This window comes from Parvibaculum indicum (assembly GCF_011762095.1).
Lineage (GTDB): Bacteria > Pseudomonadota > Alphaproteobacteria > Parvibaculales > Parvibaculaceae > Parvibaculum > Parvibaculum indicum.
This window is the reverse complement of record NZ_JAASQO010000001.1, coordinates 80,108-104,221: the sequence shown is the minus strand read 5'-3', so window position 1 is coordinate 104,221 and position 24,114 is coordinate 80,108. Positions and strand designations below refer to the sequence as shown.

The 24,114-nt window shown below is 64.0% G+C and carries 21 protein-coding genes; 15 read left to right on the top strand and 6 right to left on the bottom strand.

Features of this window, described 5'->3' with window-relative positions:
* Positions 1–139 precede the first annotated feature (139 nt).
* The 9 genes from FHS78_RS00480 (at position 140) to FHS78_RS00440 (ending at position 7,798) form a co-directional block, all read left to right on the top strand.
* Positions 140–1,141, top strand: a complete 1,002-nt coding sequence (locus tag FHS78_RS00480) for a segregation and condensation protein A (RefSeq protein ID WP_246220288.1) — start codon at positions 140–142, stop codon at positions 1,139–1,141.
* Positions 1,142–1,209: 68 nt separating this feature from the next.
* Entirely contained in the window at positions 1,210–2,022 is an 813-nt protein-coding gene (scpB, locus tag FHS78_RS00475; RefSeq protein ID WP_167089920.1) for an SMC-Scp complex subunit ScpB, read from the top strand.
* Between the two features lie 195 nt (positions 2,023–2,217).
* Positions 2,218–2,463: a twin-arginine translocase TatA/TatE family subunit gene (locus FHS78_RS00470; RefSeq protein WP_167089208.1), complete on the top strand. Its 246-nt coding sequence runs from the start codon at positions 2,218–2,220 to the stop codon at positions 2,461–2,463.
* Between the two features lie 72 nt (positions 2,464–2,535).
* The gene (gene tatB / locus FHS78_RS00465) at positions 2,536–2,997 is read left to right on the top strand and encodes a Sec-independent protein translocase protein TatB (RefSeq protein ID WP_167089206.1); all 462 of its coding nucleotides are present in this window, start codon (positions 2,536–2,538) and stop codon (positions 2,995–2,997) included.
* The gene (tatC, locus tag FHS78_RS00460; protein ID WP_167089204.1) at positions 2,994–3,803 is read left to right on the top strand and encodes a twin-arginine translocase subunit TatC; all 810 of its coding nucleotides are present in this window, start codon (positions 2,994–2,996) and stop codon (positions 3,801–3,803) included. The genes tatB and tatC overlap by 4 nt, the downstream gene beginning before the upstream one ends.
* 123 nt (positions 3,804–3,926) lie before the next feature.
* On the top strand, positions 3,927–5,228 hold the full coding sequence (gene serS / locus FHS78_RS00455; RefSeq protein ID WP_167089203.1) for a serine--tRNA ligase: 1,302 nt from the start codon (positions 3,927–3,929) through the stop codon (positions 5,226–5,228).
* Between the two features lie 40 nt (positions 5,229–5,268).
* Entirely contained in the window at positions 5,269–6,060 is a 792-nt protein-coding gene (gene surE / locus FHS78_RS00450; RefSeq protein ID WP_167089918.1) for a 5'/3'-nucleotidase SurE, read from the top strand.
* A 32-nt stretch (positions 6,061–6,092) separates the two neighbouring features.
* On the top strand, positions 6,093–6,776 hold the full coding sequence (locus FHS78_RS00445; RefSeq protein WP_167089201.1) for a protein-L-isoaspartate(D-aspartate) O-methyltransferase: 684 nt from the start codon (positions 6,093–6,095) through the stop codon (positions 6,774–6,776).
* Positions 6,776–7,798: a M23 family metallopeptidase gene (locus tag FHS78_RS00440; protein ID WP_167089199.1), complete on the top strand. Its 1,023-nt coding sequence runs from the start codon at positions 6,776–6,778 to the stop codon at positions 7,796–7,798. The genes FHS78_RS00445 and FHS78_RS00440 overlap by 1 nt, the downstream gene beginning before the upstream one ends.
* Positions 7,799–7,918: 120 nt before the next feature.
* Here FHS78_RS00440 and FHS78_RS00435 read toward each other — a convergent pair whose 3' ends face one another.
* Complete coding sequence (locus tag FHS78_RS00435; RefSeq protein ID WP_167089197.1) at positions 7,919–8,788, bottom strand: ATP-binding protein; 870 nt, start codon at positions 8,786–8,788, stop codon at positions 7,919–7,921.
* Between the two features lie 218 nt (positions 8,789–9,006).
* Between FHS78_RS00435 and yajC the strand changes: the two genes are divergently transcribed.
* The 4 genes from yajC (at position 9,007) to FHS78_RS00415 (ending at position 12,368) form a co-directional block, all read left to right on the top strand.
* On the top strand, positions 9,007–9,324 hold the full coding sequence (gene yajC / locus FHS78_RS00430; RefSeq protein WP_167089195.1) for a preprotein translocase subunit YajC: 318 nt from the start codon (positions 9,007–9,009) through the stop codon (positions 9,322–9,324).
* 79 nt (positions 9,325–9,403) lie between these two features.
* Positions 9,404–11,011: a protein translocase subunit SecD gene (secD, locus tag FHS78_RS00425; protein WP_167089193.1), complete on the top strand. Its 1,608-nt coding sequence runs from the start codon at positions 9,404–9,406 to the stop codon at positions 11,009–11,011.
* Between the two features lie 18 nt (positions 11,012–11,029).
* A complete protein-coding gene (gene secF, locus FHS78_RS00420) occupies positions 11,030–11,968 on the top strand; it encodes a protein translocase subunit SecF (RefSeq protein ID WP_167089191.1) in 939 nt (312 codons plus the stop codon).
* 13 nt (positions 11,969–11,981) lie between these two features.
* Positions 11,982–12,368 carry an Mth938-like domain-containing protein gene (locus FHS78_RS00415; RefSeq protein ID WP_167089189.1) on the top strand — a complete coding sequence of 129 codons (387 nt, stop codon included), beginning with the start codon at positions 11,982–11,984 and terminating at the stop codon, positions 12,366–12,368.
* Positions 12,369–12,435: 67 nt separating this feature from the next.
* Here FHS78_RS00415 and FHS78_RS00410 read toward each other — a convergent pair whose 3' ends face one another.
* On the bottom strand, positions 12,436–13,812 hold the full coding sequence (locus FHS78_RS00410; protein WP_167089187.1) for a hypothetical protein: 1,377 nt from the start codon (positions 13,810–13,812) through the stop codon (positions 12,436–12,438).
* A gap of 262 nt (positions 13,813–14,074) precedes the next feature.
* Between FHS78_RS00410 and FHS78_RS00405 the strand changes: the two genes are divergently transcribed.
* Both FHS78_RS00405 and FHS78_RS00400 read left to right on the top strand, forming a co-directional pair.
* Positions 14,075–14,677, top strand: coding sequence for a urate hydroxylase PuuD (locus tag FHS78_RS00405; protein WP_167089185.1), 603 nt, complete (start codon positions 14,075–14,077; stop codon positions 14,675–14,677).
* A gap of 79 nt (positions 14,678–14,756) precedes the next feature.
* The gene (locus tag FHS78_RS00400; RefSeq protein WP_167089183.1) at positions 14,757–15,617 is read left to right on the top strand and encodes a phytoene/squalene synthase family protein; all 861 of its coding nucleotides are present in this window, start codon (positions 14,757–14,759) and stop codon (positions 15,615–15,617) included.
* A gap of 64 nt (positions 15,618–15,681) precedes the next feature.
* Here FHS78_RS00400 and trmFO read toward each other — a convergent pair whose 3' ends face one another.
* The 4 genes from trmFO to uvrA form a co-directional block, all read right to left on the bottom strand.
* Positions 15,682–17,091, bottom strand: coding sequence for a methylenetetrahydrofolate--tRNA-(uracil(54)-C(5))-methyltransferase (FADH(2)-oxidizing) TrmFO (trmFO, locus tag FHS78_RS00395; protein WP_167089181.1), 1,410 nt, complete (start codon positions 17,089–17,091; stop codon positions 15,682–15,684).
* A gap of 155 nt (positions 17,092–17,246) precedes the next feature.
* Positions 17,247–18,674 (bottom strand): amidase, encoded by a 1,428-nt coding sequence (locus FHS78_RS00390; protein ID WP_167089179.1) that lies wholly within the window; start codon positions 18,672–18,674, stop codon positions 17,247–17,249.
* A gap of 94 nt (positions 18,675–18,768) precedes the next feature.
* Positions 18,769–20,901, bottom strand: coding sequence for an alkaline phosphatase D family protein (locus FHS78_RS00385; protein ID WP_167089177.1), 2,133 nt, complete (start codon positions 20,899–20,901; stop codon positions 18,769–18,771).
* Between the two features lie 85 nt (positions 20,902–20,986).
* Positions 20,987–24,016: an excinuclease ABC subunit UvrA gene (uvrA, locus tag FHS78_RS00380; RefSeq protein WP_167089175.1), complete on the bottom strand. Its 3,030-nt coding sequence runs from the start codon at positions 24,014–24,016 to the stop codon at positions 20,987–20,989.
* Between the last annotated feature and the right edge of the window lie 98 nt (positions 24,017–24,114).

The window sequence follows — 24,114 nt, the reverse complement described above, 5'->3', positions numbered from 1 at the left end:
CGCAGAAGGCTGGGGATAAGCTCATGGGCCGGGTAGGCCCTGCGCGGATCACGCGCTATAACTGATTCCTTTCAGCCGTTTCGAGTCGGGGGACATTCAGTCGGGGCTCGGGACTGACGGGACCATTCCAGGGACAGAGATGAACGAGGCGTCCTCACAAAGCGAGATGTCGGGCGAGACGCCGGGCGACGGGCCCGAGGGCGGCGACGAGGCCGTTAGCGAGGCCGGGTCGCAGGCGGAAGCGCCGGACGGGTTCGAGGAAGGTGCGCCGCGCGGCGAACCCGAAGCCGAGGGCGAAGGCGAGTCGCTGATCGTCGATCTGGACGGTTTCGAGGGACCGCTGGACGTGCTGCTGGTGCTGGCGCGCAACCAGAAGGTCGATCTCACCAAGATCTCGATCCTGCAACTGGCCGAGCAGTATCTCGAATTCATCAATCAAGCCCAGAGGATGGAGCTTGATCTTGCAGCGGATTATCTGGTCATGGCGGCCTGGCTCGCCTACCTGAAATCGCGCCTGCTGCTGCCGCCGCCGGATGAGGAGGAAGGCCCCTCGGGCGAGGAAATGGCCGCGCGTCTTGCCTTCCAGCTTCAGCGGCTGGAAGCGATGCGCAAGGCGTCCGAGCAGCTTTTCGCCAGCCAGAAGCGGATGGGCATTCATGTCTTCCGCCGGGGCGCGCCGGAAGGCGTCAGGGTCATTCGGCGGAGCGAGTTCGATGCCTCGCTCTACGACCTTTTGAAGGCCTATTCCGAGCAGCGGCTGACCGGCCATGAGACGAAATGGGAGCCCAAGAAGCTTCCCATCATGCAGATCGAGGACGCGCGCCGCCGTCTGGAAAAGATGCTCGGCATCATGGTCGAGTGGGACCGGATCGAGACCTATCTGCCGACGGGCGAGGGCGTGACGCCGGAACTGCGCCGCTCGGCGCTGGCCAGCATGTTGAGCGCCTCGCTCGTGATGGCCAAGGACGGCCATGTGGAATTGAGACAATCGGGATCTTTCGGGCCGCTTTTCATGCGCCGGCGCGATACGCCGCCCGACGAGCCTCTGGTGCCTGAACAGGCGTCGGACGAGGACGCGGAAGGCGACGACGGCGACACGAATTCGACCGGCGATGACGACACCGGAAAGACAGGCGAATGACAGACGAAATCCAGCACGATCAGCCGACCGGGGAAGCGGACGAGCGCGAGGAAGAGCGCGACGGCGAGATGCCCGAGACGGAGGCGACCGCCGAGGCCGAAAACGACGACGAGGAGAGCGCAGCCGAAGCGCAGGACGGCAAGGCGGCGGACGAGGCCACAGATGGGGCAGAGGACGAGGCGGCGGACAATGTCGTGCGGTTTCCGTCCAATGCGACCGATCATGCGCAGGTGATCCGGATGACCGAGGCGCTGCTTTTCGCGGCTGCCGAACCGCTGGACATCGACAGCATCGCCGCGCGTCTGCCCGAGGGGGCGGATGTGGGCGCGGCGATCGAGGATCTTCAGAAGTTCTACGAAGAACGGGGCGTAAACCTCGTTCGTATCGCCAATAAATGGATGTTCCGGACGGCCGACGACATGGCGTTCCTGATGGAGCGCGAGGCCGTCAGCACGCGCAAGCTGTCGCGCGCGGCGATGGAGACGCTGGCGATCATCGCCTATCACCAGCCGGTCACGCGCGCCGAAATCGAGGAGATCCGGGGCGTCTCCGTGTCCAAGGGCACGCTGGACGTGCTGATGGAAACCGAGTGGGTGCGCCTGCGCGGGCGGCGGCGGACGCCGGGCCGGCCGGTGACCTATGGCACGACCGAGGAATTCCTGGTGCATTTCGGTCTGGAGAATGTGGGCGATCTGCCGGGCGCCGAGGAACTCAAGGCGGCTGGCCTTCTCGACGGGCGTCTGCCGCCCGGCTTCGAGGTGCCCACGCCCAGCGACAGCGGCGGCGACGGGGACGGCGATTTCACCGACGACGAGCCGCTCAACGAGGAATATGGCGCGGCGATGGACGAGCATCTGACGGCGGGCGGCGAAGAGGAATAGGGACGGCCCCGCGACCGGCCGGAAAGGGCGCTATCCAGCGCCCGTCCCGATATGCTAACCAGTGACGATCATTGGGCTTGCCGGACGGGTGCCGCGCAAACCGGACCTATCGCAATTCCGCGCCTGAGCGCCCATATTGTGCTGCACATACCGGTTGTCCGCCGGGATGCGCCCAGCGGAGTTTCGGAGAAGAATATGCCAGGTTGGACACAGATACTGCTCGTCGTTGCGATCATCGTCCTGTTGTTCGGGTCGGGTCGCATTTCCGGTCTGATGGGCGATTTTGCCAAGGGAATCCGGAGCTTCCGCGAAGGCCTTAATGACGGCGATGAGGAAGAGGGCAAGGACAAACCCGAGCCCAAAACCATCGACGCCACCGCCGTTCATGAGGATGAGGCGGCGGAAAAGGCGGAGAGCAAGGACAAGACGGCCAGCAGCTAATCTGGTCCGCGGGGGCCGAGGCGGGCCGGTTCGCGCCGCGTCTTCTTTCCGGCTCCATTTCCAGGATTCATCATGTTCGATCTGGGCTGGTCAGAGCTGCTTCTCATTGCCGTCATTGCGCTTGTCGTGGTGGGTCCGCGCGACCTGCCGCGCATGATGCGCACCGCCGGCCAGTACATGGCCAAGGCCCGCAAGGTGGCCCGCGAGTTCCAGGCGACATTCGACGAGCTGGCGCGGGAAACCGAGGTCGAGGAACTGCGCCGCGAAGTGGCCACGCTGAAATCCGAGGCGACCGCCCCCTTGAGCGAAATGCGCAAGGATCTCGACAAGGCGACGCAGCCGCCGTCCTCCGGCAGCAACCGGGGCGCGGGCAGCGCCGCCATCTCCGAGACCCAGCTCGACGGTCTGCCCGAGGAAATGGCCGACCAGATCCGTGAGAGGCAGGACATCGAGCGATCCGGAGAAGCGGACAACGGCGCGGATAGCGGCGAGGGCGAAAAACCGGCCTCGAAATCGCCGAAGGACGGGGCATGAGCGAGCCGGACGACGAAATGGAGTCCTCGCGGGCCCCGCTGCTCGATCACCTGATCGAACTGCGCTCGCGGCTCATCAAGTCGATCGTCGCCATCGTGATCGGCTTCGGTATCTGCATCTATTTCGCCAAGGACATCTTCAACATCCTGGTGGCGCCCTATAACCACGTCATCGGCAGCCAGCTCGGCGCCAAGCTCATCTTCACCGCGCCGCAGGAATTCTTTCTGACGCAGATGAAGCTCGCCTTTTTCGGGGCGATGTTTCTCGCCTTTCCGATCATCGCGATCCAGATCTACATGTTCGTGGCGCCCGGCCTCTACAAGAACGAGCGGCATGCCTTCCTGCCTTATCTTGTGGCGACGCCGATCCTGTTCCTGATGGGCGCCGGTCTCGTCTATTTCGGCGTCCTGCCCATGGCGCTCGGCTTTTTCGCCGGCATGCAGCAGCAGGCGGGCGACGGGCAGGCGGCCATCGAGCTGCTTCCCCGGGTCAGCGAATATCTGGGGCTGGTGATGACGCTGATCTTCGCCTTCGGCCTCTGCTTCCAGCTCCCCGTCATCCTGACGCTTCTGGGCCGTATCGGCGTCGTCTCGAGCGATATGCTGAAACGCGGCCGGAAATATGCGCTGGTCGTCACCTTCGCCGCCGCGGCCTTTCTGACCCCGCCGGACCTTCTGAGCCAGATCGCGCTCGGTACGCCCACCTATCTGCTCTACGAGGTTTCGATCCTGCTGGTCGGCATGACCGAGAGAAAGCGGGCCGAAGCCGGGGCGGATGAGGAAGAGGGGACGGGCGAGGCCGAGTGATCGCCCGCCGTTCTGGACGCTTTCGGGCCCAGCGCGTATACAGTTCGGCCTGAGACGCGGCGGCGCCGGCTCGATTCGGGCGGGCTTCCGCCATTCCTTCATCCTTCAGACATTCGGGGTGTCATGTTCGACATCAAGGCCATTCGCGACGAACCGGAAGCGTTCGATGCGGGTCTCGCCAAACGCGGGCTGGACCCGCAGGCGGCCCATCTGATCGCGCTCGACGAGACCCGGCGCAAGGTGATTGCCGAGCTTCAGGAGCTTCAGGCCGGTTCCAACGCGGCGGCCAAGCTCATTGGCGGCCTGATGAAGGAGGGCCGGAAGGACGAGGCGGAGGCGAAGAAAGCCGAAGTCGCGGCGAACAAGGCCCGGATGCAGGAGCTGGAAGCCGCCGAACGCGAGGCCACCGGCGCGCTCGACACCGCGCTGTCCGCCATCCCCAACATCCCGCTCGACGAAGTGCCCGAGGGTCCGGATGAGAGCGCCAATGTGGAGCGCCACAAGGTCGGCGAACCCCGCGCGCTGAATTTCGAGGCGAAGGAGCATTTCGATCTCGGCGAAGCGCTCGGCCTCATGGATTTCGAGACGGCGGCGAAGCTTTCCGGCTCGCGTTTCGTGGTGCTGAAGGGCGCGCTTGCGCGGATGGAGCGCGCCATCGCCAATTTCATGGTCGATCTCCACACCACCGAGTTCGGCTATGAGGAAGTGCTGCCGCCTTATCTCGTGCGCGACCAGGCGATGTTCGGTACCGCGCAGCTTCCCAAATTCGCCGACGACCAGTTCGCCGTCTACAAGGGCCAGTCCTCCGAGGAGGAAGACCGCTACTGGCTGGTGCCGACGGCGGAAGTGCCGCTGACGAACCTTGTGCGCGAGAGCATTCTTTCCGAGGAAGAGCTGCCGCGACGCTTCACCGCCTATACGCCGTGCTTCCGCGCGGAAGCGGGCGCGGCGGGCCGCGATACGCGCGGCATGATCCGCCAGCATCAGTTCTCCAAGGTGGAACTCGTTTCCGTCACCACGCCGCAGGCCTCGCTCGACGAGCATGAGCGGATGCTTTCTTGCGCGGAGGAAGTGCTGAAGCGGCTCGATCTGCCTTACCGCGTCATGACGCTCTGCACGGGCGATATGGGGTTCAGCTCGCGCCGGACTTACGACATCGAGGTCTGGCTGCCCGGCCAGAAAATGTATCGCGAGATTTCCTCCTGTTCGGTCTGCGGCGACTTCCAGGCGCGGCGGATGAATGCGCGTTACCGCCCGGCGGGCGAGAAGGGCACGGCCTTCGTTCACACGCTCAACGGCTCGGGCCTCGCGGTCGGGCGGACGCTGGTGGCGGTGCTGGAGAACTACCAGCAGGCGGACGGTTCCATCGCGGTGCCGGACGTGCTTCAACCCTATATGGGCGGCAAAACAGTGATCGGAGCCTGACGATATGGCGCGCGCAGCCCGCAAGACGGCCGGCAAGGACATGCGGATTCTCGTCACCAACGATGACGGGATCAATGCGCCGGGGCTGAAGGCGCTGGAGAAGATCGCGCGCAAGCTCTCCTCCGATGTCTGGGTTGTCGCGCCTGAGGAAGAGCAGAGCGGGTCGTCGCATTCGCTGTCGCTGGCCAATCCGATCCGCCTGCGCGAACTCGGTCCGAAGAAGTACGCGGTGAAGGGCACGCCGTCCGATTGCGTGATGATGGCGGTGCGCCACATCCTTCACGGCGAGACGCCGGACCTCGTTCTGTCGGGCGTCAATCGCGGTCAGAACATCGCCGACGACGTGACCTATTCGGGCACGATCGCGGCGGCGATGGAAGGAACGCAGCTCGGCATTCCCTCCGTCGCGTTGAGCCAGGCCTTTGGCTTCGGCGGCAAGTCCCATGTGAAATGGGCGACGGCGGAGCGTCACGCGCCGGCGATCCTCAAGGATCTGCTCAAGGCGGGCTGGCCCGAGGATGTGCTCGTCAACATCAACTTTCCCGATGTGTCGGCGGCTGCCGTCAAGGGCATTCAGGTGACGAAGCAGGGCAAGCGGGATCAGTCGCTCGTTCGCGTCGAGGAGCGGATCGACGCGCGCAACAATCCCTATTACTGGCTCGGCTTCGAGCGCATTCTGAGCAATCCGCCCAAGGGCACGGACCTGCGGGCGATCTATGACGGCTATGTTTCGGTGACGCCGCTCCACATGAACCTGACGCATGGGCGCACCATGTCCGCCCTCGAGACGGCGGTGAATGGCGGGCGGAAAGCCGCGAAACAAGGCAAGTGAAGTCAATCGAGTAAAAGGGCGGGTGCGCGGCGATGGATGAGGCCGAGCAGGGGAAAATCGAGCTCATCATGTCGCTCCGGCGGCAGGGTATTCGCGACAAGCGCGTCCTTTCCGCGATCGAGCGTATTCCGCGCGAGACCTTCGTGGCCGGCACGTTCCGCAAGCAGGCCTATGAGGATCATGCGCTGCCCATCGAGTGCGGCCAGACCATCAGCCAGCCCTATATCGTCGCCTATATGACCGAGCAGTTGAAGGTCACGGACCGGATGAAGGTGCTGGAGATCGGCACAGGGTCCGGCTATCAGGCCGCCGTGCTGGCGAAGCTCTGCCGCCGCGTCTACACCATCGAGCGCTACCGGACCCTGCTGAAGGACGCCGAAAAGCGCTTCGAGGAGCTGCATCTCCATAACATCACCGCCAAGGTGGGCGACGGGACCAAGGGCTGGCCGGAACAGGCCCCTTTTGACCGAATCATCGTCACCGCGGCGGCCCCGACCGTGCCCCAGACGCTGGTCGACCAGCTCAAGGTCGGGGGCATTCTGGTGGCGCCTATCGCCGCGACGGCGCTGGTAAGGCCGGATTCCGGCGCGCCGAAGCCCATGCCCGGCGACCAGCGGCTTGTCCGGATCGAGCGAACGGAGGAAGGTGTGAAGCGGGAAGAGCTTCTGCCGGTCCGCTTCGTGCCGCTGGTGGAAGGCGTGGCCAAGGAAAGTTGATGCGGCGAGGCAGGACAGGCTGGACGGAACGGGGACAGGGCGCGCGCCGGGCGGCGGCGCTGGTCTTCCTGCTGTTCGCGGCCGGCTGCGCGCGCGAGCCCACGCCCGCCTGGTGGGACGGGGGGCCGAGCCGCCCCGCGCCCGCCGCGCAGGGGCGCGTGAGCGCCGGCGGGCTTTACGCGGTCCAGCGCGGCGATACCGTCTATCGCATCGCCCGGTCGCAGGGCGTGTCGATCCGCGCGCTGATCGACGAGAACGGTCTACAGCCGCCCTATGACATTTATCCGGGCCAGAAGCTCCGCATTCCGCGCGGGCGCTATCACACCGTGCAGCGCGGGGAGACCGTTTATTCGATCTCGCGGCGCTACGATGTCGACATGGCGTCGCTCACCCAGCGCAACAATATCCCGCCGCCCTACGAGATCCGGGTCGGCGAAAAGCTCCAGATCCCGGGGCGCGGCACGCAGGTGCAAACCGCGTCGGGCGTCCCCCGGCCGCAGGCCCGTCCCACGCCGGGCAGGCCGGAAAGCGCCAATGCCCGCCTGGCGCTGACGCTTCCCCTGCAACGGCCGTCCCGCAGCGTCGGTACGCCGGTGGCAACCGCGCAACCGACGAGGTCGCCGGTCCCGCCGCCGCCCGCGTCGTCGGGCAGTTTCGTCTGGCCGGTGCAGGGCAAGGTGATTTCCAGCTACGGGCCCAAGGCGAACGGGCTTCACAATGACGGCGTCAACATCGCCGTGGCCGAGGGCACGCCGGTTCACGCGGCGCAGACCGGCGTCGTCGCCTATGCGGGCAATGAGCTCAAGGGCTATGGCAATCTGCTCCTCATCCGCCATTCCAACGGATGGGTGACGGCCTATGCGCATAACAGCCGGTTGCTGGTGAAGCGGGGCGACCGGGTGACGCGCGGACAGGAAATCGCGCTGGCCGGCAAGAGCGGCAGCGTGGTCACGCCACAGGTCCATTTCGAAATCCGCAAGGGCGCGAAAGCGCTCAATCCGAACGGGCTGATCGGTAGCTGACCCTCCGCCCGGATGCGTCATGGCCCGACTTGTTCGGGCCATCCACGTCTTGGCGGCAAGTAAGGCGTGGATGCCCCGCATAAAGCGGGGCATGACGGTGGAAGAGGGAGGGCGTTCCCCTCAATCCCTCAGCGCCGCCCCCAGACGTCCCGCCAGGTCCTGAATGAACTGCCAGGCCACGCGGCCCGAGCGGGCGCCGCGCGTGGCGGCCCATTCGATGGCCTGGGCGTGGAGGTCTTCCGCGCCGATCTCCAGCCCGTGATAGCGGGCATAGCCGTCGACCATTTCCAGATAGTCGGCCTGGCTGCAATTGTGAAAGCCCAGCCAGAGGCCGAAGCGGTCGGAGAGCGAGACCTTTTCCTCCACCGCCTCCGACGGGTTGATCGCGGTGGAGCGCTCATTGTCCACCATGTCGCGCGGCATCAGATGGCGGCGGTTGGAGGTGGCGTAGAAAAGCACATTGTCGGGCCGCCCCTCGATGCCGCCTTCGAGCACCGCTTTCAGCGATTTGTAGTCGGTATCGTCATGGTCGAAGGAAAGGTCGTCGCAGAAAATGACGACCCGGCGCGGCTGGTCGCGGAGCTGCAGCATCAGGCGGGGCAGGCTCTCGATGTCCTCGCGATGAATTTCGATCAGGACGAGCGCGGACGGGCTTTCCTCGTTCACCGCCGCGTGGGCGGCCTTGACGAGAGAGCTTTTGCCCATGCCCCGCGCGCCCCAGAGCAGGGCGTTGTTGGCGGGCAGGCCCTTTGCGAAGCGGCGGGTATTGTCCAGCAGGATGTCGCGCATCCGGTCCACCCCCTGCAGGAGCGACATATCCACCCGCGAGACCTTCGGCACGGGCTGCAGGGTGGCGCTGTCGGCTTGCCAGACGAAGGCGTCGGCGGCATCGAGCCCGGCCCCTTCGGCGGCGGGCGGCGCAAGGCGCTCAAGGGCGTCCGCGATGCGGTGCAACTGGGCCGTGAGATCGGAGGCGTTTTCTGCGGTCATGGGGCTTTCACGGGGGTTTTGGAGCCGGATGGAGAGGGCCGGACATTAGCACCCGGGCCATGCAGGGAAAATGCCTTTCAGCGCCGAAACTTAACTGGCTGTCATGTGGCGAGAGGCGGTTTGCAAAGCAGCGGGCGACGGCTATAGTCCGCCGCAAATCGCGCTTCGGAGCCCCTTTATTCCAACCGGCTCCGAGTTCAGCTCTTGGGGAGTTTTCTATGGATCAGGCCGGCGGCTTTAACGAGTTTATGATCTCGATTTTTCCGTTCATCGCTCTTTTTGCGATCATGTATTTCCTTGTGCTGCGGCCGCAGCAGCGCCGGGTCAAGGAACACCGCGAAATGGTGTCCAATGTGCGCCGGGGCGACACGGTGGTGACCGCGGGCGGGCTCGTCGGCAAGGTCGCGAAAGTCGAGGAGAACGAGGTTCAGGTCGAGATCGCCGAGAATGTGCGTGTGCGCGTCGTGAAGACGACGATCAGCGAGGTCCGCTCCAAGTCGGAACCTGTGCCCGCGAATTCCAATTCACCGTCCTGATCGCCACCAAGAGCCGCTGCCCCGCCACCGGCGTCCGCAAGGGCGCCCGTGACGGGTGCAAAGAGGGAGCGGAGCCCAGATGCTGCATTTCGAACGCTGGAAGATCATCCTCGTAGCCCTTGTGTGCTTCGCGGGGTTTGCCTATTCGGCGCCCAACTTCTTTCCCAAGGACTCATTGGCCGATATGCCCGCCGGGCTGCCGGACAAGCAGGTCAATCTGGGTCTCGACCTCCGGGGCGGTTCCTATCTGCTGCTGGAAGTCGATATCGACGCGGTCATGAAGGACCGCTTGCAGTCGCTGGTCGGCGATATCCGCAAGGCGCTGCGCGACGAGGGCATCCGCTATACCGGGCTCGGCGTGAAAGGCGATGTGGCGACGGTCCGCGTGACCGACGCCGCGCAGCTCGACACCGCGATGCAGCAGATCAGGGATCTCTCCACGCTGGTCAATGGCGGCGGCTTTTCCACCACGCCGACGCGCGACATCGAAGTCAGCAATCAGGGCAATCTGATTTCCGTGGCGGTGACCGACGCGGCACGGCTGTCGCGCCAGCGCTCGGCCATGCAGCAATCCATCGAGATCGTGCGGCGCCGTATCGACGCGCTCGGCACGACCGAACCCGTCATCCAGCAGCAGGGCGCGGACCGCATTCTCGTGCAGGTGCCGGGCCTCAAGGATCCGGAAAACCTGAAGAACCTGGTGGACCAGACGGCGAAGCTCACCTTCCGTCTTGTGAACAATTCCGCGAACGCACAACAGGCGATGCAGGCGGGGTCGGTGCCGGCGGGCTCCGAAATCCTCTATATGCAGGATAACGATCAGCAGCCGGTTCTGGTCGAACGTCAGGTCATGGTGGGCGGCGACCATCTCACCGATGCGCAGCCGGGCTTCGACTCCCGCACCGGCGAGCCCGTCGTGAACTTCCAGTTCGATTCCACGGGCTCGCGCCTTTTCGGCGATGTGACGAGAAACAATGTGAACCGGCCTTTCGCCATCGTGCTCGACGGCAAGGTGATCTCCGCCCCCGTGATCCGCGAACCGATCACGGGCGGGCAGGGCCAGATCAGCGGCAATTTCACCGTGGCGGAGGCTAACAATCTGGCGATCCTGCTGCGCGCCGGTGCGTTGCCGGCGCCGCTCGATATTCTGGAAGAGCGAACGGTCGGTCCCAGCCTTGGCGCTGACTCCGTCGCCGCGGGCGAAATCGCCTCGCTGATCGGTTTTGCCGCCGTCATCGTCTTCATGGCGCTGATCTATGGCTTTTTCGGTGTGCTCGCCAATGTGGCGCTCATCATCAATGTGGCGCTCATCATGGGTGTGCTGTCGCTTCTGCAGGCAACCCTGACGCTGCCCGGTATCGCCGGTATCGTTCTCACGATCGGCATGGCCGTGGATGCCAATGTGCTGATCTATGAGCGCATCCGCGAAGAGCTGAAGGCGGGCAAATCGGTCATCGCCGCGCTCGAGGCCGGTTATTCCCGCGCGCTCAGCACCATTCTCGACGCCAACATCACCACGCTCATCGCGGCCATCGTGCTTTTCCAGCTCGGCTCCGGTCCGGTGCGCGGTTTCGCGGTGACGCTGGCCATTGGCGTGGTCACCTCCGTCTTTACCGCCTTCACCGTCAACCGCGTGTTCGTTGCCACGTGGTATCAGCGGCGGCGGCCGAAGACGCTGAATCTGTGATCGGGAGATTTTAGGACAATGAGACATTTGAAGCTCATTCCGAGCGATACGAAGATCCCGTTCATCAAATTCCGCCACATCGCGGTCGGGGTCTCGATTCTGCTGATCGTCGCATCGGCCGTGCTGACCATGATGCGCGGCCTGAATTTCGGTATCGATTTCGAGGGCGGCATTCTGCTGGAAGTCGCCACGGACGGCCCCGCCGATATCGGGGGCCTGCGCACCAGGCTGGGATCGCTCGGCCTGGGCGAGGTGCAGATTCAGGAATTCGGCGAAGCCAATGACGTGCTCATTCGCGTGCAGACGCCTGATGAAGGCGGAAACGACGCATCGCAGGCGGTCATCAACAAGATCAAGGCCGCATTGGGCGAGGGCGTCGAATATCGCCGCGTCGAGGTGGTCGGGCCGCAGGTCAGCGGCGAGCTGATCCAGAGCGGCGTGACCGCCGTCATTCTCGCGATCGTCCTGATGCTGATCTATATCTGGTTCCGCTTCGAATGGCAGTTCAGCCTCGGCTCGGTGCTGGCGCTGGTGCATGACGTGGCGCTGACCATCGGCGTCTTCTCCTTCCTGCAGCTCGATTTCAGCCTCCAGACCATCGCCGCCATCCTGACGATCATCGGTTATTCGATGAACGATACGGTGGTGGTTTACGACCGCATTCGCGAAAATCTGCGCAAGTACAAGCGGATGGATCTCGGCGAGCTGGTGGACCTGTCGATCAACGAGACGCTGTCGCGCACGGTGATGACCTCCGGCACGACGCTGCTGGCGCTCTTCTCGCTCTACATCTTCGGCGGCGAAGTGCTGCGCGATTTCACCTTCGCCATGATCTTCGGCATTCTGGTCGGCACCTATTCGTCGATCTTCATCGCCTCGCCGCTGCTGCTCTATATCGGCGTGAAGCGCGACTGGAGCGGCACGGGCGACGCCAAGGTGCAGCAGGCCAAGGGCTGAGATCGGCTTTCGCATGGCGGGACCGTCCTCATCGAAACCTCATTTCAGCGGGCAACCGCTGATCGAGGCCTATGGGGATTTCGGGTTCCGGCTGGAAGGGCAGCGCTTCGAGGGGGCGGTTTTGCTGACCCCCTCCGGGCTCTATCCCTGGCCGGTGGCCGATCTGTCGGAAGTCACCGCGGAGAGCCTCAGCCCCGCCGTTTCGGTGAAATCCAGCTTCGACATCCTGCTCTTCGGCGCGGGCGCGTCCTTCGCCCGGCTGCCGCGCGAAATCGCGGAAATGCTGGAGGAAGAAGGGATTTCCTTCGACGTGATGGACAGCCCCGCGGCGGCGCGGACCTATAACCTCCTCATGGACGAGGGCCGCCGCGTGGCGGCGGCGATCATCGCGGTCGAATAGGCCGATTGGCGAGAGCGGATTAGGTTCAATTTTCTTTATGGCCCTAAGCGGATAACGGAAATACTTTTTAGCTATCCCCTAGATGAGCAGAATGCTGAACAATCAGATTCCGTACATATCCGCCGACGCGGTCGTCTCCCCAATCTGACCGGTTCAGCGATACCCGTATACCATCCGTCACCAAGACGTCTGGTTTGGATTTTTGAGCGCGGGCGTAGATCCTCGGTGCACGCTCAGCGTCAAAAGCCTTTGTGAGTAGAGTCAGTGCGCGTTCATCGAAGGCGCGTTGAGCTTCCTTCGTGTCGTTCTGGTTCGAGCCATCGAGTGCAAGTCGCATCTGCGTCACGGCGCGCTCATTGCCAGTGAGATAATACGAAATTCGATCAGGCAGCACTTCGTTGTTCAGCTCCACCGACGGGATGTGAGCGAACCAGCCCGATTGTGTGCGATGATAGTCGTCGGTAACGAGGCCGAATTCCTTAAGAAATAGCCGCGCTGCGTAGGGCGACCAACCTTCGGCGCGAGCAACGGAGGGTGGATTTTTTTCGACTTTGAGTAACCTTTTGATTTCCTGGATGGCCTCTTTGATACCCTGCTTGTCCACGATGTTGCGCACTTTAATGTCTCGCGCAAGGCGCTTCACCGCATTGATGTTCCATCCGAACGCGAATAGTGCGCTCCATCGCGCGTAGCGAACGATGGACATCTGTTCTGGCCTTATCTGTAAACGGACGAAGGCTTCCTCGTAGGTCATATAGACCGCTAGTAGGAAAATGAACGGAACGAACATCAGCCAAAGGAGCAAGGGTAACCCGAACTCACGCAGTGTATTTAGGGACCAAAAAACGGTAACGCTGTTGGCAACCAGCCAGTAGCTGAAACTGAGAATGATTAGGCCTGCGAACATCTGGAGGCCGCGCAGCAGTTTCAGCACTTGGTCTATGTCGGATTTCTCGGTCTGTTGTTCGCCGACAGCTATAAGGAGAGCGAGAAACACGAGCGCTGGCGCTAGGAGTAGTTCTATCCAGAGTGGGAAGCTCACCAACTCGGCGATGAACAGAATTACGGTGGAGAGCGTGAATGCATCGCGCACTAGTTTGCGTAGCGCATGTGGTTTCTCTTTAAGCCGCTCCGCCTCAAAGACAGAGGTGAAACCAACAGTCAACCACCACAGGAGGGTCGACTTGAGATTGGTCCATTCCCAAAGATTCATCCACGCAAGCAGCCAGACGCAGGTAGCAACGTAGATAGACATGAGCAGCCAGATCTGAGCGAGCTTTGGCGCAAAGAAGGCCTGCACGATATTAAACGCCAAAGGGCGTACCTCTTTCCACATAAGTATGGTGGCAAGCAGGAGGCAAAGATATGTGAGAGTGGCGATTTCGCGATTGCTCAGATCGAAGCCGAAGTTGGCCGATGTGAAAGACATATCGTTGTAGACCATATCTCGCGGATCACGCTATTCGTGGGATTATGGAACTTCTGTTGGTAACTTTGCCCAAGGCAATGTCATGGACGAGTATTAGTGATGTCCGCTTCTGGCACAAAGCGGGCAGGCGGGACCATCCCGACCGTTAAATAGGCGATTTTGCTCTGCTTCCCTTTTCTTCCCAGAACTCCTAGCCTTGGTACCGGCCTGCGGCATTGAGTCGCGGGGATGCGGGCGGCTTGGGAGGGTCGCCTCGCGATGAAGGAAGGGGAGGAACATGGCAGCTATCCTGACATCGCTGAGAAACACGGTCATTGCGGGCTGCGTACTCGCAGCCATTCTGCTCATCATGTATTTCGTCTGGGACGGCCAAGCGGGACGGCTCTTCTGGGCGTTCATTTTCCGCTGGCTGCATGTCGTCAGCGGCGTCATGTGGATCGGCCTGCTCTGGTATTTCAATTTCGTCCAGATCCCGAAAATGCCGAGCATTCCCGACGATCAGAAACCCGCGATCAGCAAGGTGATTGCCCCCGAAGCGCTGTTCTGGTTCCGCTGGGGCGCCATGGCGACCATCGTGACGGGGCTCATTCTCGCCCATCTGAACGGCTATCTGGGCGATGCGCTCACGCTCGGCGCGATGAACGACTTCATGGTGCACAAGAGCACGGCTATCGGTATCGGCATGTGGCTCGGGATCATCATGTGGTTCAACGTCTGGTTCGTGATCTGGCCGAACCAGAAGATCGCGCTCGGGCTGGTGGATACGCCGGCGGAGTCCAAGCCGCCGGCCGCGCGCACGGCCATGCTGTTCTCGCGCACCAACACATTGCTGTCGATCCCGATGCTCTTTGCGATGGTGTCGGCCCAGAACATTTATTGAGGGCCGCTATCGAGGGAATTGCGGTTCCGGTAAAGACGGGGGGTCGCTTCCGGGCGGCCCCCTTGTTATTTGAAGCAGCATGAATGACGGCGTCGACATAAAAGCGAGTTTCGATGCCTGTCTCGCAGAGCTGCGGGCGGGCGACCATGACCGCTTTCTGAGCCTGTTGCTGGCGCCCGCCGAAAAGCGGCCGGCCCTGCTGGCGCTTTATGCCTTCAATCTGGAGATCGCGCGCATCGCCGAAACGGTGAGCGAGCCGATGATGGGGATGATCCGGCTGCAATGGTGGCGGGAGGTTCTCGAAGGTCTCGATGCGGGCGAGACGCGCGGGCATCATGCGGCGGTTGCGCTTGCCGAAACCCGAAAGCATGTCGACCTGCCGCTTTCGGACCTGACGGCGCTGGTCGATATGAGGGAACGCGATCTCGACGAGGAGCCGTTCGAGGATATGGCCGCGCTGGAGGGGTATGCCGTGGCGACCTCGGGGGGGCTCATGTCGCTCGCCGCGACGGTTCTGGGCGGCGAGGGCGCGGCGGCGGCGCATCGCGAGGCCATCGACCATGCGGGCGCGGCCTTCGCGCTGACCGGATTGTTGCGCGCCCTTCCGGCGAAGGCGGCGCAGGGGCATGTGATGCTGCCGGTGGATCTGATGCGCCGCCACGACCTCGATCCGCATGGGCTGCTTCACGGGCGGATGAGCGAGGCGCTTCGCGCGGCGATGCGGGAGATCGGTAGCGCGGCGCGAGCGCATCTGGCCTCGGCGCGGCGCGAGGGCGTCCCGAAAGAGCTGTTGCCCGCGCTGCTTCCCGCCTCGCTCTGCGACCGCTATCTCGACATCGTGCTGGCCGAGGGGTTCGATCCGTTCCGGGAGCGCAGCGACGTGCCCGCCTTCCGCAGGCAGCTCCGTCTGCTGGGCCGGAAATGGCGGGGGCGGATTTAGGCGGCGCGTTTCCCGTTTTCGTCATTGCGAGGAGCGAAAGCGACGACGCAATGACGGTTCGGGTTTATTCCGCGGCTTCGGCGTGCGGTTTCAGCCAGCCTTCGAGATCGGCCAGCGCACGCGATGTGTGGGCGCGTTTCTTCGCCGGGCCCTTGGCCTTGCCGCGCACGCGCTTGCCGTTTTCGTCCTTCGGGATTTCCACCTCCGGAAAGAGCCCGAAATTGACGTTCATCGGCTGGAAGGTGCTGGCCTCCGCATCGCCGGTAATATGGGCGAGCAGGGCGCCGAGCGCGGTGGTGCGCGGCGGCGGCGCGACCTCGCGGCCGAGCCGTTCGGCGGCGGCGAAACGGCCTGCGAGAATGCCCATGGCGCCGCTTTCCACATAGCCCTCGACGCCGGTGATCTGGCCCGCGAAGCGCAGGCGCGGCTCGGCCTTCAGCCGCATGGCGCGGTCGAGCAGTTTCGGGCTGTTGAGGAAGGTGTTGCGGTGGAGCCCGCCCAGCCGGGCAAACTCGGCGTTCTCAAGCCCCGGAATGGTGCGGAAGACGCGCTTCTGTTCGCCATGCTTCATCTTGGTCTGGAAGCCGACGAGGTTGTAGAGCGTGCCGAGCTTGTTGTCCTGGCGGAGCTGGATCACCGCATAGGGCTTCACCTCCGGGTTGTGCGGATTGGTGAGCCCGACCGGCTTCATGGGGCCGTAGCGCAGCGTTTCGATCCCGCGTTCGGCCATCACCTCGATGGGCAGGCAGCCGTCGAAATAGGGGGTCGATTTCTCCCATTCCTTGAACTCTGTCTTCTCGGCGTCGATCAGGGCACGGATGAAGGCTTCGTACTGATCCTTGTCCATCGGGCAGTTGATATAGTCCTTGCCCGCGCCGCCTGCGCCTTCGCCGCCCGATCCCACGCGGTCGTAGCGCGACTGGTACCAGCAGACCGACATATCGATCGTCTCCTTGTAGACGATCGGGGCGATGGCATCGAAGAAGGCGAGTTCGTCGCCGCCCGTCAGCTCCGCGATGGCCGCGCCGAGCTTCGCGGAGGTCAGCGGGCCGGTGGCGATAATCACATTGTCCCACTCGGCGGGCGGCAGGCCGTCCACCTCGCCGCGCTCCACGGTCACCAGCGGATGGTTGGCGAGGCGTTCCGTCACGAAGCCGGAGAAGATTTCCCGGTCCACGGCGAGCGCGCCGCCCGCGGGCACCTTGGCCCGGTCGGCGGCTTCCATCATCAGCGAGCCCGCCCGGCGCATTTCCTCATGCAGCAGGCCGACGGCGTTCTGCTCGTAATCGTCGGAGCGGAAGGAGTTGGAGCAGACCATCTCCGCGAAGCCGTCCGTCTCATGCGCGTCCGTCTTCACCACGGGCCGCATTTCATGCAGCAGGACGGGGACGCCCGCCTGCGCGAGCGCCCAGGCGGCTTCCGAGCCGGCCATGCCGGCGCCGATTACGTGAACGGGTTCGATGCTTTCTGTCATGGAAGGCGTTTTAACGCGGAAACGGCCCGCCCCCAAGAGGTAGATAGGCCGTCATTGCGAGGAGGCGGAGCCGACGAAGCAATCCAGCGCCGCGCCTGCCGCCTCCGGATTGCCGCGCGCCCTTGCGGGCGCTCGCAATGACGGTGAAACCGGTCTCAATCCCACACTTTCGGTTTCCGGTCCTTCCAGGCGCATTCCTTTTCGAGCTGGGCGGCGAGGCGGAAGAGCGTCGCCTCGTCGGCATAGTGCCCGGTGAACATCATGCCGATGGGCAGGCCGTTTTCGGACTGCCAGAGCGGCACGGACATGGAAGGCTGGCCGGTGAAATTGAAGGGCGGGGTGAAGGGGAAGACGCGGCCCTGCCGGCGGTTCAGTTCCTTCGGCTCCTGGTCCGGCGTGAAATGGCCGATCTCGGGCTGCAGGTCGCCCAGCACCGGGCAGAGATAGACGTCGAAATCCTCGAACAGACCGAGGATCTGCCGGTTCATCAGGCGAAGCTGCTGCCAGCCCCACATGGCTTGCGCGCCGGAGACCTTCTGGCCGTTCCTGAAGCCCGCCCATGTATTGGGCTCCAGCTCGTCCTCGCGCGGCTCGCGGCCCATCGCCTCGATGCGGCGCATCATGCCCGCGGCGAAGTTCGAGGCGGAAACGAGCCCCTGCGCCCGGTAGAGGGCACGATAGTCCACGCCCAGCCCGGTCGGGACGAGCTCATGACCGAGCTTTTCCAGAAGATCGGCCGTCTTTTCCAGCGCCGCCTGGATTTCCGGCAGGATGGGCCGCCCGCTCGGCGTTTCCGGCGACCAGGCGATCCTCAGCTTGCCGGGGTTCTTTGTGATCTCTTCCATATAGGGCGCGGATTTGGGCGGCGGCGCGTAAGGCGAGGCGGGTTCGGGATAGCCGGTCGCGTCCAGCATGGCGGCGCTGTCGCGCACCGTCCGGCTCACCACATGATCGACGCTGAAGCCGATGGCGCGGTCATAGTCGCCAGGCCCTTGCGGATTGCGGTCGCGCGTTATCTTGAGGCCGAACAACCCGCAACAGGCCGCCGGAATGCGGATCGAGCCCAGCCCGTCCGACGCATGAGCCAGCGGCACGATGCCCGCCGCCGTGGCCGAGGCCGCGCCGCCCGAGGAGCCGCCGGAAATGCGGTTCGGATCCCACGGGTTCCGGCAGGGGCCGAGAAGCGTGGATTCCGTGGTGCCGGTGATGCCGTATTCCGGCGTGTTGGTCTTGCCGACCAGCACCGCGCCGGATGCGCGGTAGCGTTTGGTGAGTTCGGTGTCCTCGGTATCGACGATATCGGCCACGAAGCGGCTGCCGGAGGTGCGCGGCCAGCCCTTCACCTGAATGCCGAGATCCTTGATGAGGAAGGGCACGCCCTTGAACGGGCCGTCGGGCAGGGGGCCTTTTGCCGTTTCGCGGGCCTCGTCATAGGCCTTGTGAACCACGGCATTGAGCGTTCCGTTATGCCGTTCGATCCGCTCTATCGCCTCGTCGGCCAGTTCGGCGGCGGAAACGTCGCCTTTCTCCACCAGCCCGGCCAGGCCCAGCCCGTCATAGTCGGCATATTCCTTGAACGCCATCCTCGTTCCTCCCCTGAATCTTCGCTATCGGTGTCTTTCGACAAAGATTAGCGGTTGGGGAGGCGGGGTCAAATCGGGAGCGTGTGAGTAAAAATTACTCCGAGTACGGATAAGGCGGTTCGCCGGTGAAGAGGGGCCCTTCGATCGCGGCATCCTCGCCCGGTCCCCAGCTCTTCACGACGAAGCGCGCCTTGCGCAGAATGTCGGGGCCGGCGGGGCCGGCGTCATGCGACACGCCGCCCACATTCACCTGTTCGACGACCACGGCGCTTTCGGTCACGGTGACGAGGGAAAAGCCGTGCCCGCGCGAGTCGACATAGGAAAGGCCGGGGCTCGCCCGTTCGTTCACGAACCAGTCGCCCCAGCCCTTGCCCGCATAGGAGGTGACGAGCCCGGCGCGGAACCCGTTCACCAGCGTGTTGTTCCAGTTCGCCAACTCCTTGCCGTCGGCGTCCTTCATCACGGCGACGCGGTAAAACGTGTCGCTGCCGCGCGCGGTGCGCTCGACGCTGGAGAACATGTCGCCGGAGCTGATCGCCGCCGTCATGAACTCCGCGGCCGGGAAGGCCAGCTTCTCCGCATCCGGGTCGACCGGCAGGCGGCCCGCGGCGAAGGCGTGATAGTCGCCGGAAAGCGTCACGAGATTGGGGATGCCGTTTGCGCGCACATAGGCCATGAGTTCGCGCAACTCACCGGGATAGCCCTGCCAGCCATCCGCGCCGACATAGCCGTCCCGGTAGCCCGCCATCGGAACCGATGAAAGGTCGAGGCGCATGGACAGCGCCGGTACCGAACTCGCCCAGAAGCGCCAGCGCGCCGTCGAGGCCTTGAGAACCTGTTTGAACCAGTGCTTCTGGTCGACGCCCATCTGGGTGCCGGGCGGCATGTTCCGGCGCGGATTGGGAATTTCCCGGTCGCCATGGGAAATCGTCTCGGGGGGATTGCCGTCATTGGCAAGCCGGCCGCTGTCGAGCGTCTTCACCAGATCGACGGGCGGCAGCGGGGCGCCCTTTGTGAGGTCCTCGATCTCCCGCGTCATCACGGGCGGGCTGCGATAGGACCGCAGATCGGTAAGGATCAAGTCGAGCATCGCGCCCCATTTGACCGCGCGATAAATGGTGATGCTGCGCAGGGCTGCGAGGTTGTTCGCGTCCTGCAGCAGAAAGCCGTCATCGGGGTCGCCGAAGGGGCCGTCTTCCAGCTCCGCCTGCGCGAAGTCGCGGGCGCTGGAAGGAATGTCGCCGATGGTCGAGGCGTCGGTCAGGATGGCCGGCACGAATTCGAACCAGGCCGCGTTGGCCGCGAGCTTGCGGCGTTGCGCGGGCGTCGCGTCCTCGAAATAGGTGGCGGCGGACTGCCAGCCATTATTGGAAAACTCGTGATCGTCCCAGATGGCGATGATGGGAAAGCGCGCCCGCGCGGCCTGAAGGTCGGGGTCGCTGAGATAGGTCTTGTAGAGATAGCGATAGTCGTCGAGCGTGACCGCCGCCTGCGCGCCGCGCTGCCACCAGGGATGCGTCCCGTCGGGTTCCCAGGGCGCGGAGCCGTCCGGCATATGGCCGACGAGGCGGGCGGGCGTTTCCTCCTGCGGTACGTCGCCCGCGACCTCGTAAATGAAATCGCCGAGATGCAGCACGAAATCGAGCTGCCGCTCCGGCGGCGCGGCGATATCGTCGTTCACCAGGCGCCGCCACGCCCCGTAAAATCCCTGCTCGTAGTTCTGGCAGGCAACGGCGGCAAAGCGCACGGGCCGGTCGGCATCCGGGCTCGGGGCTGTCCGTGTACGGCCGATCAGGGGCGATGTGTCGCCGCCTGCGTAGAAGCGATAATAATAGATCGTGTCGGGCTGAAGCCCGTCGACCAGCAGGCGGACGGTATGATCGGTTTCGGCGGGCGCCCGCACCGTGCGTTCCAGCACGAGGCTCTCGAATGCCTCGTCCCGGGCGACCTGCACATAAAGGTCGATGGCGCCGTTGAGCGGCTGGGCGACGGGGGCGTCATCGCCCGCGATCCGCGCCACGCGCGTCCAGAGCAGCACGGCGTCCGGCTGCGGGTCCGCCGAGGCGAGCCCTTGCGGGAAATGGAACTGGCCGGGCGCGGCGTCCGCCCGGTTCAGGCGGGCCAGAAAAGGGATAGGCGAGGCGGTGAGCGCATAGCACCCCGCCGCCGCGCCGAACAGTTTCAGAAAGTCGCGCCGACTTGGCCGCGCGCCATCGCGTCTCAGCATCTCGCCATCCCCAGCCACCTCATCACCATCCCTTATAGGAAGTTTGCCGCCTCACGGAAACGTCTTGATGTCGGGAGGGTGTCGCTCATTTCGCCGTTTTGCGACGGGAGGATGCGGCCGGCGTCTTGCGCCGTCCCGCGGGGGCTTTCTTGGCGGGGGCGGCGCGGCCGGACGCGGCGGCGCTTCGCTTTGCGACGTTTCCGGCAGGCTTACGGGAAAACATGGTCTTGAGATACTGGCCGGTATAGGAGCGCGGTTCGGCGGCCACGTCTTCCGGCGTCCCGGCCGCGACGATTTCGCCGCCGCCGTCGCCGCCTTCCGGCCCCAGATCGAGAAGCCAGTCGGCGGTCTTGATGACTTCGAGATTGTGTTCGATCACCACCACCGTATTGCCGTTGTCGACCAGCTCATGCAGCACGTCGAGGAGCTTCGCCACGTCGTGGAAGTGGAGACCGGTGGTCGGTTCGTCGAGAATGTAGATGGTGCGGCCGGTGGCGCGCTTCGACAGTTCCTTGGCCAGTTTCACGCGCTGCGCTTCGCCGCCCGACAGCGTCGTCGCCTGCTGGCCGACCTTGATATAGCCCAGCCCCACGCGCTTCAGAACCTCCATCTTGTCGCGCACGGCGGGCACGGCCTTGAAGAAATCGGCGGCTTCCTCGACCGTCATTTCCAGCACGTCGGCGATGGACTTGCCCTTGAACTTCACTTCCAGCGTTTCGCGGTTGTAGCGGTGTCCGTGGCAGGCGTCGCATTCGACATAGACGTCGGGCAGGAAGTGCATCTCGATCTTGATGACGCCGTCGCCCTGGCAGACTTCGCAGCGGCCGCCCTTCACATTGAAGGAGAAGCGCCCGGGCTTGTAGCCGCGCGCGCGCGACTCCGGCAGTTCGGCAAACCAGTCGCGAATGAAGGTGAAAGCGCCGGTATAGGTCGCCGGGTTCGAGCGCGGCGTGCGCCCGATGGGCGACTGGTCGATGTCGATGATCTTGTCGAGATGTTCGAGCCCGAAAATCTCGTCGAAGGCGCCGGGGTGCTCGCGCGCATTGTTGAGCCTGCGCGCGACGGCCTTGTAGATCGTCTCGATGAGCAGGGTGGACTTGCCGCCGCCGGAAACGCCGGTGACGCAGGTCATGGCGCCGAGCGGGATTTCCGCCGACACGTCCTTCAGATTGTTCTCGCTGGCGCCGGTGATCTTCAGCCATTTGCCGTTGCCCTGGCGGCGTTCGGCGGGCACCTCGATCTGGCGGAAGCCCGTCAGATATTGCCCCGTCAGGCTGTCGGCATTGCGCATGATGTCGTCCGGCGTGCCTTCCGCGACGACTTCGCCGCCATGCACGCCCGCGCCCGGTCCCATATCGACCACATGATCGGCGGTCCGGATCGCATCCTCGTCATGCTCGACCACGATCACCGTGTTGCCGAGATCGCGCAGCCGTTTCAGCGTGTCGAGCAGGCGGTCATTGTCGCGCTGATGGAGGCCGATGGACGGTTCGTCCAGCACATAGAGAACGCCGGTCAGGCCGGAGCCGATTTGCGAGGCGAGCCGGATGCGCTGGCTTTCGCCGCCCGACAGCGTGCCGGAATTGCGCGAGAGCGTCAGATATTCCAGCCCGACATTGTTGAGGAAGTGCAGCCGTTCGCGGATCTCCTTCAGGATGCGGCCGGCAATGTCCTTCTGCTTCTTGTTCAGATGCTTGTCGAGGTCGCGGAACCATTCGTCGGCCTGACGGATCGACATTTGCGAAACTTCGCCGATGTGAAGGCCGGCGATTTTCACGGCCAGCGCTTCCGGCTTCAGGCGGTAGCCGCCGCATTCCTCGCAATCGGTGACGCCCTGAAAGCGCTCGATCTCCTCGCGCGCCCAGGCGCTGTCGGTTTCGCGCCAGCGCCGTTCCAGATTGGGGATCACGCCCTCGAACGGCTTCTTGGTCTTGTAGGAGCGCATCCCGTCGTCATAGGTGAAGGTCACGACCTCATCGCCCGATCCGTAAAGGATGACCTCCTGCGCCTCTTTCGAGAGCTTCGACCAGGGCTGCGCCATGGAGAATTTGTATTGCCGCGAGAGCGCCTGAAGGGTCTGGGTGTAATAGGGCGAGGTGGAGCGGGACCAGGGCGCAATGGCGCCGTTCTTCAGCGAGAGGCCCGGATCGGGCACCACCAGCTCGGGGTCCATATAGAATTGCGTGCCGAGGCCGTCGCAGCTCGGGCAGGCGCCGAAGGGGTTGTTGAAGGAAAAGAGACGCGGTTCGATCTCGTCGATGGTGAAGCCGGACACCGGGCAGGCGAAGCGCGAGGAAAAGATGATGCGTTCGGCCTCTTCCGCGCCTTCCTTCTTATCGGCGAGTTCCACCACGGCGATGCCGTCGGCGAGCCCGAGTGCGATCTCGAAGCTGTCGGCGAGGCGATTGCCGAGGTCGTCGCGCACCACGATCCGGTCCACCACCACGTCGATGTCGTGCTTCAGCTTCTTGTTGAGCGCGGGCACGTCGTCGATTTCGTAGAACTCGCCATCCACCTTGACGCGCTGGAAGCCCTTCTTTTGCAGCTCGGCGAAGTCCTTGCGGTACTCGCCCTTGCGGCCGCGCACGATGGGCGCCAGCAGATAGAGCCGGGTGCCTTCGGCGAGCGCCATCACGCGGTCCACCATCTGCGTCACGGTCTGGCTTTCGATGGGAAGCCCCGTCGCGGGCGAATAGGGGATGCCGACACGCGCCCAAAGCAGGCGCATATAGTCGTAGATCTCCGTCACCGTGCCGACGGTCGAGCGCGGATTGCGCGAGGTCGTCTTCTGTTCGATGGAAATGGCGGGCGAGAGGCCGTCGATCTGGTCGACATCCGGCTTCTGCATCATCTCCAAGAACTGGCGGGCATAGGCCGACAGGCTTTCGACATAGCGGCGCTGGCCCTCGGCATAGATGGTGTCGAAGGCGAGGGAGGATTTGCCCGAGCCGGAAAGGCCGGTGATGACGATGAGTTCGTCGCGCGGCAGCTCCACGGAGACGTTTTTCAGATTGTGCTCGCGGGCGCCGGCGACGCGGATCGCCTTTGTGGAATCCGCCGGCGTGGATTTGTCGGTCTTGCCGGTGGCGGCTTTCTTGCTGCGCGTGGTGCTCATGTCGGGGGGCCGGTACTCAGTAAAAACGCGATGATGGAGGCGTGGCGATACGGGGGCGAGGGGAAGGCTCCGTCCCTCGCCACTCATGTATGTAGCCC

Excerpts from the sequence above, each read along its gene's own strand:
- FHS78_RS00480 (WP_246220288.1), top strand. The coding sequence starts at position 140 with ATGAACGAGGCGTCCTCACAAAGCGAGATGTCGGGCGAGACGCCGGGC.
- scpB (WP_167089920.1), top strand. The coding sequence starts at position 1,210 with ATGCCCGAGACGGAGGCGACCGCCGAGGCCGAAAACGACGACGAGGAG.
- FHS78_RS00470 (WP_167089208.1), top strand. The coding sequence starts at position 2,218 with ATGCCAGGTTGGACACAGATACTGCTCGTCGTTGCGATCATCGTCCTG.
- tatB (WP_167089206.1), top strand. The coding sequence starts at position 2,536 with ATGTTCGATCTGGGCTGGTCAGAGCTGCTTCTCATTGCCGTCATTGCG.
- tatC (WP_167089204.1), top strand. The coding sequence starts at position 2,994 with ATGAGCGAGCCGGACGACGAAATGGAGTCCTCGCGGGCCCCGCTGCTC.
- serS (WP_167089203.1), top strand. The coding sequence starts at position 3,927 with ATGTTCGACATCAAGGCCATTCGCGACGAACCGGAAGCGTTCGATGCG.
- surE (WP_167089918.1), top strand. The coding sequence starts at position 5,269 with ATGCGGATTCTCGTCACCAACGATGACGGGATCAATGCGCCGGGGCTG.
- FHS78_RS00445 (WP_167089201.1), top strand. The coding sequence starts at position 6,093 with ATGGATGAGGCCGAGCAGGGGAAAATCGAGCTCATCATGTCGCTCCGG.
- FHS78_RS00440 (WP_167089199.1), top strand. The coding sequence starts at position 6,776 with ATGCGGCGAGGCAGGACAGGCTGGACGGAACGGGGACAGGGCGCGCGC.
- FHS78_RS00435 (WP_167089197.1), bottom strand. The coding sequence starts at position 8,788 with ATGACCGCAGAAAACGCCTCCGATCTCACGGCCCAGTTGCACCGCATC.
- yajC (WP_167089195.1), top strand. The coding sequence starts at position 9,007 with ATGGATCAGGCCGGCGGCTTTAACGAGTTTATGATCTCGATTTTTCCG.
- secD (WP_167089193.1), top strand. The coding sequence starts at position 9,404 with ATGCTGCATTTCGAACGCTGGAAGATCATCCTCGTAGCCCTTGTGTGC.
- secF (WP_167089191.1), top strand. The coding sequence starts at position 11,030 with ATGAGACATTTGAAGCTCATTCCGAGCGATACGAAGATCCCGTTCATC.
- FHS78_RS00415 (WP_167089189.1), top strand. The coding sequence starts at position 11,982 with ATGGCGGGACCGTCCTCATCGAAACCTCATTTCAGCGGGCAACCGCTG.
- FHS78_RS00410 (WP_167089187.1), bottom strand. The coding sequence starts at position 13,812 with ATGGTCTACAACGATATGTCTTTCACATCGGCCAACTTCGGCTTCGAT.
- FHS78_RS00405 (WP_167089185.1), top strand. The coding sequence starts at position 14,075 with ATGGCAGCTATCCTGACATCGCTGAGAAACACGGTCATTGCGGGCTGC.
- FHS78_RS00400 (WP_167089183.1), top strand. The coding sequence starts at position 14,757 with ATGAATGACGGCGTCGACATAAAAGCGAGTTTCGATGCCTGTCTCGCA.
- trmFO (WP_167089181.1), bottom strand. The coding sequence starts at position 17,091 with ATGACAGAAAGCATCGAACCCGTTCACGTAATCGGCGCCGGCATGGCC.
- FHS78_RS00390 (WP_167089179.1), bottom strand. The coding sequence starts at position 18,674 with ATGGCGTTCAAGGAATATGCCGACTATGACGGGCTGGGCCTGGCCGGG.
- FHS78_RS00385 (WP_167089177.1), bottom strand. The coding sequence starts at position 20,901 with ATGCTGAGACGCGATGGCGCGCGGCCAAGTCGGCGCGACTTTCTGAAA.
- uvrA (WP_167089175.1), bottom strand. The coding sequence starts at position 24,016 with ATGAGCACCACGCGCAGCAAGAAAGCCGCCACCGGCAAGACCGACAAA.